Consider the following 11,956-nt stretch of genomic DNA (forward strand, 5'->3'; position numbering starts at 1 on the left):
CCGACACGGCCCGTCCGGCAAGCGGCCGGACGGGCCTTCGCCTGCCCGCGCGCGGCGCGCCGCCGCACCTGCGGCCACCCGTTGCATTGAAATCGCCGGGACCTTCGCTAGTTTCGCGGTGCGCGCAGGAGTTCCCGCATGACCCTTTCCACCCCCATCAAGGCCGACGCGGCCAAGGCGATCGGCCCGCTGCCGGGCGGCCATCCGGCCGTGCGCATCGGCAAGGTCGGCGTTCTGCTGGTCAATCTCGGCACGCCCGACGGCACCGACTTCGCGCCGATGCGGCGCTACCTCAAGGAGTTTCTCTCCGACCGCCGGGTGATCGAGTGGCCGCGCGCGCTGTGGTACCCGATCCTCTACGGCATCGTGCTCAACACGCGGCCGCAGAAGTCGGGCGCCGCCTACGCCTCGATCTGGAACACCGAGCGCGACGAGTCGCCGCTGCGCACCTTCACCCGCGCCCAGGCCGACAAGCTGGCCGCCGCACTGGGCAACGAGGACCGGCTGGTCGTCGACTGGGCCATGCGCTACGGCAACCCGTCGATCGCGAGCGTGGCCGACCGGATGATCGCGGCCGGCTGCGAGCGCATCGTCATGTTCCCGCTCTACCCGCAATATTCGGCGACGACGACGGCGACGGTGAACGACAAGTTCTTCGAGGCGCTGATGAAGCGGCGCTACATGCCGGCCGTGCGCACCGTGCCCTCCTATCACGACGAGCCGGTCTACATCGAGGCGCTGGCGCGCTCGATCGAAAGCCATCTCGCCGGCCTCGACCACGAGCCGGAGGTGGTGATCGCCTCCTATCACGGCATCCCGCAGAGCTATTTCCGGCGCGGCGATCCCTATCACTGCCACTGCATGAAGACCTCGCGTCTGCTGCGCGAGCGGCTCGGCTGGGACGAGGGCAGGCTGATGACCTGCTTCCAGTCGCGCTTCGGGCCGGAGGAATGGCTGCAGCCCTACACCGACAAGACGGTGGAGCAGCTCGCCCGCGACGGCGTGCGCTCGATCGCCGTGTTCAACCCGGGCTTCGTGTCCGACTGTCTGGAGACGCTGGAGGAGATCGCCGGCGAGGCGGGCGAGATCTTCCACGAGGCGGGCGGCCGGAACTTCAGCCACATCCCCTGCCTCAACGACAGCCCCGAAGGCATGGCGGTGATCGAGACGCTGGTGCGCCGCGAGCTGTCCGGTTGGCTCTGAGCGCGGCGGTGCTGACCAGGCTTGTCGCCGGCGCCGGCCTGGCCGTGGCCGGCTACCTCGCGGTGGCGCTGGCGCTCGTCGCCTCCTCCGCGCCGCCGCGCGCGGCCGGCCCGGCGGAGGGCGGGCTCGACTTCGCCGCGGCGCTGGCCGCCGATCTCGACGGGCTGCCGCCCCGCCTCACCTACGCCGCGCGCGACGGCACGGCCCTGCCCTACCGGCGCTACCCGTCCACCGGCGCGGCCGGCGGCCGCGCGCTCGTTCTCGTGCACGGCTCCGGCTGGCACGGCATGCAGTTCCACACGATGGCGCAGGCGATCGCCGGACGCGGCCTCGCCGACGTGGTGGTGCCCGACCTGCGCGGCCACGGCGCCACGCCGGCGCGGCGCGGCGACGTCGACCATATCGGCCAGCTCGAGGAGGACCTGGCGGACCTGATCGCGATGCTGCGCGAACGCGGCGCCGGCCCGGTGGTGCTCGGCGGCCACTCGTCGGGCGGCGGCCTCGTCGTGCGCTTCGCCGGCGGCGCCGAAGGCGGGGCGGCCGACGCCTTCGTGCTGATGGCGCCGTTTCTCAGGCACGACGCGCCGACCACGCGGCCGAACTCCGGCGGCTGGGCGCGCCCCGCGGTGCGCCGCATCGTCGGCCTGTCGATGCTCAACGCCGTCGGCATCACCGCGCTCAACCACCTGCCGGTGATCGGCTTCGCCATGCCGCGCGCCGTGCTCGACGGCCCGCTCGGCGACACCGCGACCACCGCCTACAGCCACCGGCTCAACGTGTCTTTCGCGCCGCGCGCCGACTACGCGTCCGACCTGGCGGCGCTCGACCGCCCCTTCCTGCTTCTGGCCGGGACCGACGACGAGGCCTTCTTCGCCGCGCGCTACGAGCAGACCATCGCGCCGCACACCGACGCCGGCACCTACCGGCTGCTGCCGGGCGTCGGCCATCTCGGCCTGGTCGGCGATCCCGCCGCCATCGACGCGCTGGCCGGCTGGCTCGCCGCCCTGCCGGCCGGCGAGCGATGAGGCCACAGGCTATCCACAGCCGCGCGATTGTGCGGGCACCGATTCCGGCTTAACTCTTCTTCGGGTCGCGGGCCCGCCGAGCCGGGCAGGATGCCGGGCGCGGGCGGCCGGCCGCTGGAGAACACGCCATGTCCCTGACCGGTCTCGACATCCTCATTCCCGTTCTGGTCGTCCTCGTCCTGCTCATCCTGTTCGCCGGCATCAAGACCGTGCCGCAGGGTTTCAACTATACGGTGGAACGCTTCGGCCGCTACACCCGCACGCTGTCGCCCGGCCTCAACATGATCGTGCCGTTCATCGACCGCGTCGGCGCGCGCATGAACATGATGGAGCAGGTGCTCGACGTGCCGACCCAGGAGGTCATCACCCGCGACAACGCCACGGTGGCGGTCGACGGCGTCGCCTTCTACCAGGTGCTCGAGGCGCCGCAGGCCGCCTATCAGGTCTCCGGGCTGGAGAACGCCATCCTCAACCTGACGATGACCAACATCCGCTCGGTGATGGGCTCGATGGACCTCGACGAGCTGCTGTCCAACCGCGACGTCATCAACGAGCGGCTGCTGCGCATCGTCGACGAGGCGGCCAGCCCGTGGGGCATCAAGATGACCCGCGTCGAGATCAAGGACATCAACCCGCCGGCCAACCTGGTGGATTCGATGGCCCGCCAGATGATGGCCGAGCGCAACAAGCGCGCCCAGATCCTCGAGGCCGAGGGCCTCAAGCAGGCGCAGGTGCTGGAGGCCGAGGGCCGCAAGGAGGCCGCCTTCCGCGACGCCGAGGCGCGCGAGCGGCTGGCCGAGGCCGAGGCGCGCGCCACGCAGGCGGTGTCGGAGGCGATCGCGCGCGGCGACATGCAGGCGATCAACTACTTCGTGGCGCAGAAATACACCGAGGCGCTGGCCGCGATCGGCTCGGCGACCAACAACAAGGTGGTGCTGATGCCGTTCGAGGCGTCGTCGCTGATCGGCTCGCTCGGCGGCATCGGCGCCATCGCCCGCGAGGTGTTCGGCGAGGGCGAGACGCGCGCGCCGGCGCGGCCCACGTCGCCGGCGCGGCCGCCGCAGACCGGCCCGGCCGGCGGCTGAGCCGGGAGCGACCGCCATGCTGGAGCGCATCTTCACCGAGCTCGGACCGTGGAACTGGATGGTGCTCGGCTTCGCGCTGCTCGCGCTGGAGATCCTGGTGCCGGGCATCTTCCTCTTGTGGATCGGCATCGCCGCCATTCTCACCGGGGCGCTGTCGCTGCAGCTCTGGGGCTTCGACTTCTGGGGCTGGCAGGCGCAGGTGCTCACCTTCCTGGCGCTGGCGCTCGCCTCCGCGCTGGTCGGCCGGCTCATCATGCGCCGCGCCGCGCAGGAGGAGACCGACCAGCCGCTGCTCAACCGCCGCGCCGAGCAGCTCGTCGGCCGCACCGCGACGCTGGACGAGCCGATCACCGACGGCTACGGCCGCATCCGCCTCGGCGACACGACATGGCGGGTGAGCGGCCCCGACCTGCCGGCCGGCACCCGCGTGCGCGTCGCGGCGGCGAGCGGCGCGCGGCTCACCGTCGAGAAGGCGTGACCGCGCCACCCGACGCGCTCGCAAGCCGTCCCGCTCCTCGCGGGATCGCGGATCGGCTCCAGCGCGTCGTCGCCACGCGTTCGGCGCCGGCGAGCCGGGTCCCGCGTCGCGCCAAAACGCTCTAACCACCCGTTAACCATCGCCGTTTACGGTTCGGTAAGGCCGTCCTCGCGACGGCCGCGCTTTCAACCGGCCGGGACGACGATGGCAGCCATCCGCGCGACACCGCACCGTTCGACGCCGCCCGGCGGCGGCCGCACGCGCGCCGCGGCCGCGTCGTCGGCGCTCATCGGCGCCGCCCTGCTGCTTGCCGCCGCCGCGCCGGCGCGCGCCCAGGAGCAGACCCTGCGCGGGCCGATCCTGGAATCGGAGATCAATGCGGTGCTGCTGCCCGGCACCCAGGGCCGCCGCGAAGCCGACGCGCCGCTGCCGGCGCCGGCGCCGCGCTATCGTCCGGTCAGCCCCGGCGCCCTCACCGAGGAGGAGGCCGAGACCGAGGCCGAACGCGACGACGCCGGCGCGGTCGTGCGCGCCGGCAGCGACGCCGACGACGGCCTGTTCCGCGACATCGATCCCTCCGAAGGCCGCCGCACGACCGCCGCTGCCCGGGCGCGCGAGGCCGCGGCGGCGGCAGCACGCGAGCCCGCCGGGCCCGAAGACGACGCGGCCGAAGCGGGCGATGCCGCACGGCAGGAGGAAGCGGACGCGCGCGACCGCTTCGCGCCGGCCGGGCGGCTCGACGAGGAGACGTTCCTGCCGACGGGGCCGACCAACGAGCCCGTCGCCGCGATCGGCCGCGGCAGCCTGGCCGACGAATCCGATCCCTATGCGCCCGTCGGCCTGCGGCTCGGCACGTTCGACGTCACCGCGACGTTCGAGCAGGGCCTGACCTGGAACTCCAATCCCGACTACAGCGAAGGCGGCCCCTCGGCCGTCTTGTCGGAGACGACGCTGCGGCTCAACGCGCTGTCGGACTGGTCGCGCCACAGCGCGTCCGTCGCCGCCTACGGCACCTACCGCCAGCCGGTCTCCGGCGAGGCCGAGCGCGAGCTGATCGGCGGCCTCGACGCGCGCCTCGATCTCGACCTGGCCGAACGGCTGTCCGCCTTCGCCGCGCTCGCCTACGAGCGCCGGCCCGAATCGGCCTCCTCGCCCGTCGTCATCGCCGGCGTCGACCGGCGGCCGATCCGCCAGAGCTTCGACGCCAGCCTCGGCGTGGCCCGCAATCTCGGCCGGCTCGACCTGGCCGTCACCGGCTCGCTGTCGCGCGACCAGTACGGCCGCGCCCGGCTCGACGACGGCACCGAATTGTCGCAGACCGACCGCAACGCCACGCTCGCCGCGCTGACGCTGCGCGGCGGCTATGCCGTCTCGCCGGCGCTCGCCCCCTTCGTCGAGCTCGAGCTCGGCCGCCGCCTCTACGACGAGGCGCGCGATTCGGCCGGCTACGCCCGCTCGGCGACGCGCTACGCCGCGCGCGCCGGCGTGGCGCTCGATCTTCAGGAGAAGCTCACCGGCGAGGTGTCGGCCGGCTGGGTCGGCGAGCGCTACGACGACGCGCGGCTCGGCACCATCGGCGGCCTCGCGCTCGCCGCGAGCCTCGACTGGTCGCCGCAGCGCGGCACCACCGTCGGCCTCGACGGCGCCACCGAGATCGAGGGCACCACCGATCCCGGCGACGCCGGCTCGGTCCGCTATTCGGGCACGCTGACAGTGGAGCGCGCCCTGCGCGCCAATCTCGATGCCGTCGCCCAGACCGGCCTGTCGTGGCGCGACTACACCGACGGCGGCAGCGACCTCACCTGGTTCGGCCAGGCGGAGCTGACATGGTGGCTGAACCGCCACGCCGGCGTGACCGGCCGCCTGCGCCACGAGCGCCAGACGAGCACGCTCGTCGGCCGCGACTACGACCTGACCACGGTCTTCCTCGGCCTGCGGCTGCAGCGCTGAACGCGCCTGCGCAGCGCGCCGGCGCCCCGTGCGGACACGCGTCGCGGCAACGGGTTCAAGCCGGACCGCGCCCCGCCGAAGGGCCAAACGGTTCTCGGCCGTGGGCCCATAAACGCACGGCCAGAGCCGAATGGCCGCAAGTTTGACAACGGCCCGGAAAATTGGCGGCTGTATCCCACAACGCGTCGCAATGCGACGACAGGGCTGATCCCCCTCGCGGCTTGCAAGGAAGGATCGGGCTGATCAGCCGTCATTCGGCGTCGGAGAGCGCGTGTCTCATGTTCAAGGCTTCTGTCAGGAGCTTGAATCACGCCGGCATGTCAAACTTCAATATCGGCTTTGCCACCCAAAATCGTGATCTAGCCCACAGGGTTGCCCGGCCGCTTGGCACCCATCCTAGACGTCCACAACGGCCTATTTTCGCTCGTATACGAAGCATTCCCAAAGTGATAGCGCATCGCCGGGGATCGAAACATATAAATCGAAAGTCCGACATATACGGAATACTCCAAGAGCATTGTCAGAACGCCCTTTGTTCCGCCTCCAAATGCCCCAAAATCTATCACCTCAACAAAGCAGAGTGTCGCAAGGACGGCATACATGGTGATTGTTACGTAGGGCGTATGCGGCCACTTCTTGATATAGCCAAAAACAAAAAACGCCCCTGTGAGCATGATTGCAAAGAAATGGGCAAACTGTAAACCAGCGGGAAAGCTGCTGTTTTGCAAACCGAGACTCAGAGCAGGGAACAGATATTCAAAAAGCCCCAGAATTCCCCAAATAAGCAGGAAAGCCGATAATGCGAGCAGGATTTTTGGAATTAAGCGGTCGAGCGCAGACACGGCTATATCTCCAAGGCTGGCGTTTTACCATCACGGCCATAGACAGTCATTCGGCCTCCAAGATACCATGCCATAGTCGCTAAAGATTACATAGTAGACCACATCGGAATGCAGTCTGCTGCCGATACCTCATTGTCCGAAATGTCCGCATCGCTCACCGACGCGGTCGATTGATTGGTGCCAGGGGTTCTGCCGAAAGCGGACATCGGCACTCGCCCATCTAAGGTACACGCCCTAGTTGCGGTCCGCGTCGGCCAGCGCCCTGATCGTGCGCATCAGGTTGGCCCGCAGCGCCGGGTTGTCGGCCGCGAAGGCGAGATTGGCCTCGACGAAGCCCTCCGGCGTGCCGCAGTCATGCGTGCGGCCGCGGAAGTGCAGGCCGTGGAAGGGCTGCCGGCCGATCAGCTTGAGCATCGCGTCGGTGAGCTGGATCTCGTTGCCGGCGCCGCGCTCCTGGCTGGCCAGGATGTCGAAGATCTCCGGCTGCAGGATGTAGCGGCCGTTGAGATAGAGGTTGGAGGGCGCGTCGGCCGGCTTCGGCTTCTCCACCATGCCGGTGATGGCAAAGCCGTCGTGCACCGGCTCGCCGATGCCCACCACGCCGTATTTGTGCGTCTCGTCCGGATCGCACTCCTCGACCGCCACGACGTTGCCGCCGGCCTTGTCGTAGAGGTCGACCATCTGCTTCATGCAGCCGGGCTCGGCCTGCATGATCATGTCGGGCAGCAGCAGCGCGAAGGGCTCGCCGCCGACCAGCTCGCGCGCGCACCACACGGCGTGACCGAGGCCGAGCGGCACCTGCTGGCGGGTGTAGCTGACCTGGCCGGGCTCGGGCTGCATCGCCTTCAGCCGCTCGAGCTGCTCGGTCTTGCCGCGCTGCGCCAGCGTCTCGTAGAGCTCGAACTGGATGTCGAAGTGGTCCTCGATCACCGTCTTGCTGCGCCCGGTGACGAAGATCAGGTGCTCGATGCCCGCCTCGCGCGCCTCGTCGACCACGTACTGGATCACCGGCCGGTCGACGACGGTGAGCATTTCCTTGGGAATGGCCTTGGTGGCGGGGAGAAAACGGGTGCCGAGGCCGGCGACGGGAAAGACGGCTTTGCGGATTCTTTTCATGGTGTCTCACTATGCGGATGACAGGCCGCCACACAAGGCGCGCTGCCATATTTTCGTTCCCTCGCCGCGGCAAGCTGCCGGCCGGTCCGCACAGGGCGCCGTCGCGCCGGGCGGGCGGGCCATGGTAAACGGATTCCTAACCGGTCTTGCGCAATGCTCGGCGCTCGTGCCGCCGCGGCGGCAAACCGCAAGGAGAAGGCAATGCTCGCACGCACTACCCTCCGGCGCTGCGCGATGGCGTTGCTGGCGCTGGCCCTGGCGGCGGCCGTTCCGTCCGGCGCCGCGCTCGCCGACGCCAGCTTCCAGCGCTGGGTCTCGGAGTTCCGCTCGATCGCCGCCCGCAACGGCGTTTCCGGCCGCACCTTCGATCGCGCCTTCGCCGGCGTGACGGCGCCCGACCCAGAGGTCCTGGAGAAGGCGCGCTACCAGCCCGAGTTCAAGGCGCCCGTCTGGCAGTATTTCGACAACCGCGTGCACGAGGAGGCGGTCGCCACCGGCCGCCAGCTCGCCCGCCAGTGGAAGCCCTGGCTCGACCGCATCGAGCGGCAGTACGGCGTCGACCGCAGCGTGCTTCTGGCCATCTGGTCGATGGAGACCAACTACGGCGCCGCGCTCGAGAACGACAAGATCATGCGCAGCGTCGTGCGCTCGCTCGCCACGCTCGCCTATGCCGACCGGCGGCGCGCCAAGTTCGCCCGTCAGCAGCTTCTCTCGGCCCTCAAGATCCTCGAGCGCGGCGAGATCGGCGTGCACCACCTGACCGGCTCGTGGGCCGGCGCGATGGGGCACACCCAGTTCATCCCGACGAGCTACGAGGCCTATGCGGTCGATTTCGACGGCGACGGCCGCCGCGACATCTGGAGCTCGGTGCCCGACGCGCTGGCGACGGCGGCCAACCTCTTGCGCCGCAACGGCTGGCGCAGCGGCGAGACCTGGGGCTACGAGGTGGTGCTGCCGGGCGGCCGCAAGTTCCCCGCCGGCACGATGTCGCTGTCGCGCTGGGCGCAGATCGGCGTCGTGCGCGTCAACGGCCGCGGCTTTCCGCGCCCCGGCGACAGCGCCGAGCTGAAGGTGCCGGACGGCCGCGCCGGGCCGGCCTTCCTGGTCACCAAGAACTTCTTCGTGCTCAAGCGCTACAACAACGCCGACACCTACGCCCTTGCCGTCGGCCTGCTGGCAGACCAGATTGCCGGCCATGGCGGCCTGGTGCGCGACTGGAACCGGCCGTTCGAGCGGCTGACCTTCGCCGAGACCCAGGAACTGCAGCGCCGGCTGCTGGCGCTCGGCTATTACGACGGCAAGATCGACGGCAAGATCGGCCAGGGCTCGCGCGGCGCCATCAAGGCGTTCCAGCAGCGCGTCGGCCTTGCCCAGGACGGCCATCCGAGCAAGGAGGTTCTGCGCCAGCTGCGGCGCTTCTAGACCATGACGCCGAAGACGCCCCTGCCGCGCGCCGCCGCCCCGCTGCGCCTAGCGCTCGCCGCCCTGCTGTGCCTGGCCGGGCTGGCGGCCGCGCTACCGGCCACCGCCGGCCTGTCGACGGAGGCCGCCGCGCAGGAGCGCCGCGGCCTGCTCGACATGCTGTTCGGCGGCGGGTTGCGCCGGTCCGAGCCGAAGCCGCCGCCGCGCGCGCGCGAGCCGGTGCGCCGCGAGCGGCCGGCCGCGCGCAGCACCCGGCGCCAGTCCGCCCCGGCGGCCAGCCCGGCGCCGGCGGCGAGCGAGAAGCTCGACAATGCGCGCGAGGTTCTGGTGGTCGGCGACTTCCTGGCCGGCGGGCTGGCCGAGGGGCTGGAGACGGCCTATGCCGAATCGCCGGGCGTGCTGATCGTCGACCGCACCAACGGCTCGTCCGGCTTCGTGCGCGACGACTTCTACGACTGGAACGCCAACATCGGCCCGATCCTCGACGAGGTGGAGCCGGCCGCGGTGGTGGTGATGATCGGCTCCAACGACCGCCAGCAGATGGTGGTCGACGGGCAGCGCGAGAGCCCGCGCTCGGAGGACTGGACGCGGGAGTACAAGCGCCGCGCCGCCGCCCTGGCGGACGCGGTGCGCGAGCGCGGCATTCCGCTGATCTGGACCGGCCTGCCGCCGTTCCGCTCGAGCAGCATGTCGTCCGACATGCTGGCCTTCAACGACATCCACAAGCGCGTCGCCGAGGCCGCCGGCGGCGAGTTCGTCGACATCTGGGAAGGCTTCGTCGACGAGAGCGGCAACTTCGTCTATTCCGGCCCCGACATGAACGGCCAGCCGGTGCGGCTGCGCGCCAGCGACGGCATCAACGTCACCCGGCCGGGCCGGCGCAAGATCGCCTTCTATGTGGAACGGCCGCTCAACAAGGTGCTCGGCGACGCGGTCTCGCCCGACATCGGCACGCTCGGCATCGAGAACCTGCCGACGCTCGAGCTGGCGCCGGCCGGCCCGCCCACCATCGACCGCACGGCGCCGATCTCGCTGCTCGACGCCGAGCTCGACGGCGGCAACGATCTGCTCGGCGGCGAGGTGGCGCCGCGCCGCGAGGCGCCGCGCACGCCGGCCGAGCGGCTGGCGATCGAGGGTCTGGCGCCGCCGCCCAAACCCGGCCGCGCCGACGATTTCCTGATCGACGGCGCCGGGGACGAGGCGCCGCGCGAACCGCAGAGCCCGCCCGACAGCGCCGAGACCGGCGCCATCGCCCGGTAGCGCGTGTCCAGGCGAAGGGGAAACCGCTTCGCCGTCCGCAAACGCGTCAAACAATGAGCGGGAGCCGATCTGCGATTCCGTGAGAAGCAGATCGGCTAGGGGACCGCGCGCGCTCAGCGCGGCAGGACGGTCTCGCCCATCAGCGCCAGGTCGATGGCGCGCGCCGCCTGGCGCCCCTCGCGGATCGCCCACACCACCAGCGACTGGCCGCGGCGCGCATCGCCGGCGGCATAAAGCCGCTCGACATTGGTGCGGTAGTCGCGGTCGTCGGCCGTCACGTTGGTCGAGCTGCGCCGGTCGACCGTCGTCGCCAGCCGCTCGCCGAACTCGGCCAGCACGCTGTCGCGCAGCGGACCGGAAAAGCCGATGGCGATGAAGGCGAGGTCGGCGCGGATGACGAACTCGGTGCCGGCGATCGGCTGGCGCTTCTCGTCGACCTCGCAGCACTTGACGCCGGTAAGACGGCCGTCCTCGCCGAGGAATTCGAGCGTGGCGACCTGGAACTCGCGCTCCGCCCCCTCGGCCTGGCTCGACGAGGTGCGCATCTTGGTCGCCCAGTAGGGCCACACGGTCAGCTTGTCCTCCTTCTCCGGCGGCCGCGGCCGGATGTCGAGCTGGGTGACGCGCACCGCGCCCTGGCGGAAGGCGGTGCCCACGCAGTCGGACGCCGTGTCGCCGCCGCCGACCACGACGACGTGCTTGCCGCCGGCCAGGATCGGCTCCGACGGCCAGGCGACGGAGGTGATGTCCTCGCCGGCGACGCGCTTGTTCTGCTGCACCAGATAGGGCATCGCGTCGTGCACGCCGGCGAAGTCGGCACCCGGGATGCCGGCCGCCCGCGGCGTCTCGGAGCCGCCGCAGTAGAGCACGGCGTGGTGCGCGTCGAGCAGCGAGGCAACCGTCCTGTCGACGCCGACATTGACGTTGCAGTGGAAGGTGACGCCCTCGCCCTGCATCTGCTCGACGCGGCGGTCGACGTAGTGCTTCTCGATCTTGAAGTCGGGGATGCCGTAGCGCATCAGGCCGCCCGGCCGGCTCTCGCGCTCGTAGACGTGCACGTCGTGGCCGACACGGGCGAGCTGCTGGGCGGCGGCCATGCCGGCCGGGCCCGAGCCGATGACGGCGACCGACTTGCCGGTCTTGTGCTCCGGCGGGTAGGGCCGCACATAGCCGTGCTCGTAGGCCTTGTCGGCGATCGCCTGCTCGATCGTCTTGATGGCGACCGGGATGTCCTCGAGGTTGAGCGTGCACGCCTCCTCGCACGGCGCCGGGCAGATGCGGCCCGTCCACTCGGGGAAGTTGTTGGTCGAGTGCAGGTTGCGGATCGCCGTCTCCCAGTCGCCGTGGTAGACGAGATCGTTCCAGTCGGGGATCTGGTTGTGCACCGGGCAGCCCATCGGCCCGTGGCAGTAGGGGATGCCGCAGTCCATGCAGCGCGCCGCCTGCTTCTCGACCTCGCGGTCCGACATCGGCAGCGTGAACTCGCGGAAATGCCGCACCCGGTCGGAGGCCGGCTGGTACTTGTGGACCTGCCGGTCGATCTCGAGAAAGCCTGTCACCTTGCCCATGGTATCG

At 70.6% G+C, this 11,956-nt stretch carries 10 protein-coding genes; 7 read left to right on the forward strand and 3 right to left on the reverse strand.

Translation table 11 applies throughout. From position 1 onward, the window contains the following. Positions 1 to 138 precede the first annotated feature (138 nt). The 5 genes from hemH to N1F89_RS02300 all read left to right on the forward strand — a co-directional run bounded on the left by hemH (position 139) and on the right by N1F89_RS02300 (position 5,741). Positions 139 to 1,203, forward strand: coding sequence for a ferrochelatase (gene hemH / locus N1F89_RS02280; protein ID WP_290081087.1), 1,065 nt, complete (start codon positions 139 to 141; stop codon positions 1,201 to 1,203). 8 nt (positions 1,204 to 1,211) lie between these two features. Further along, positions 1,212 to 2,228: an alpha/beta fold hydrolase gene (locus N1F89_RS02285; protein ID WP_290081089.1), complete on the forward strand. Its 1,017-nt coding sequence runs from the start codon at positions 1,212 to 1,214 to the stop codon at positions 2,226 to 2,228. Between the two features lie 128 nt (positions 2,229 to 2,356). After that, positions 2,357 to 3,313, forward strand: a complete 957-nt coding sequence (locus tag N1F89_RS02290) for an SPFH domain-containing protein (RefSeq protein ID WP_290081091.1) — start codon at positions 2,357 to 2,359, stop codon at positions 3,311 to 3,313. Between the two features lie 16 nt (positions 3,314 to 3,329). Further along, positions 3,330 to 3,791, forward strand: a complete 462-nt coding sequence (locus N1F89_RS02295; protein WP_290081093.1) for an NfeD family protein — start codon at positions 3,330 to 3,332, stop codon at positions 3,789 to 3,791. Positions 3,792 to 3,995: 204 nt separating this feature from the next. Continuing rightward, positions 3,996 to 5,741 (forward strand): outer membrane beta-barrel protein, encoded by a 1,746-nt coding sequence (locus N1F89_RS02300; protein ID WP_290081095.1) that lies wholly within the window; start codon positions 3,996 to 3,998, stop codon positions 5,739 to 5,741. A gap of 359 nt (positions 5,742 to 6,100) precedes the next feature. On the opposite strand, the gene N1F89_RS02305 is transcribed toward N1F89_RS02300, so the two are convergent. Next, the gene (locus tag N1F89_RS02305) at positions 6,101 to 6,583 is read right to left on the reverse strand and encodes a hypothetical protein (RefSeq protein WP_290081097.1); all 483 of its coding nucleotides are present in this window, start codon (positions 6,581 to 6,583) and stop codon (positions 6,101 to 6,103) included. Between the two features lie 234 nt (positions 6,584 to 6,817). Further along, a complete protein-coding gene (galU, locus tag N1F89_RS02310) occupies positions 6,818 to 7,699 on the reverse strand; it encodes a UTP--glucose-1-phosphate uridylyltransferase GalU (RefSeq protein ID WP_290081099.1) in 882 nt (293 codons plus the stop codon). Positions 7,700 to 7,900: 201 nt separating this feature from the next. Here galU and N1F89_RS02315 point away from each other — a divergent pair, with 201 nt between their 5' ends. Continuing rightward, on the forward strand, positions 7,901 to 9,121 hold the full coding sequence (locus N1F89_RS02315) for a lytic murein transglycosylase (RefSeq protein ID WP_290081101.1): 1,221 nt from the start codon (positions 7,901 to 7,903) through the stop codon (positions 9,119 to 9,121). 3 nt (positions 9,122 to 9,124) lie between these two features. Beyond that, complete coding sequence (locus N1F89_RS02320) at positions 9,125 to 10,381, forward strand: DUF459 domain-containing protein (protein ID WP_290081102.1); 1,257 nt, start codon at positions 9,125 to 9,127, stop codon at positions 10,379 to 10,381. A 113-nt stretch (positions 10,382 to 10,494) separates the two neighbouring features. On the opposite strand, the gene N1F89_RS02325 is transcribed toward N1F89_RS02320, so the two are convergent. After that, positions 10,495 to 11,949: a glutamate synthase subunit beta gene (locus N1F89_RS02325; RefSeq protein WP_290081104.1), complete on the reverse strand. Its 1,455-nt coding sequence runs from the start codon at positions 11,947 to 11,949 to the stop codon at positions 10,495 to 10,497. Between the last annotated feature and the right edge of the window lie 7 nt (positions 11,950 to 11,956).

It is taken from the genome of Aquibium sp. A9E412 (genome assembly GCF_030398335.1).
In the GTDB taxonomy this organism is placed as follows: Bacteria; Pseudomonadota; Alphaproteobacteria; order Rhizobiales; family Rhizobiaceae; genus A9E412.

Excerpts from the sequence above, each read along its gene's own strand:
- hemH (WP_290081087.1), top strand. The coding sequence starts at position 139 with ATGACCCTTTCCACCCCCATCAAGGCCGACGCGGCCAAGGCGATCGGC.
- N1F89_RS02290 (WP_290081091.1), top strand. The coding sequence starts at position 2,357 with ATGTCCCTGACCGGTCTCGACATCCTCATTCCCGTTCTGGTCGTCCTC.
- N1F89_RS02295 (WP_290081093.1), top strand. The coding sequence starts at position 3,330 with ATGCTGGAGCGCATCTTCACCGAGCTCGGACCGTGGAACTGGATGGTG.
- N1F89_RS02300 (WP_290081095.1), top strand. The coding sequence starts at position 3,996 with ATGGCAGCCATCCGCGCGACACCGCACCGTTCGACGCCGCCCGGCGGC.
- galU (WP_290081099.1), bottom strand. The coding sequence starts at position 7,699 with ATGAAAAGAATCCGCAAAGCCGTCTTTCCCGTCGCCGGCCTCGGCACC.
- N1F89_RS02315 (WP_290081101.1), top strand. The coding sequence starts at position 7,901 with ATGCTCGCACGCACTACCCTCCGGCGCTGCGCGATGGCGTTGCTGGCG.
- N1F89_RS02320 (WP_290081102.1), top strand. The coding sequence starts at position 9,125 with ATGACGCCGAAGACGCCCCTGCCGCGCGCCGCCGCCCCGCTGCGCCTA.
- N1F89_RS02325 (WP_290081104.1), bottom strand. The coding sequence starts at position 11,949 with ATGGGCAAGGTGACAGGCTTTCTCGAGATCGACCGGCAGGTCCACAAG.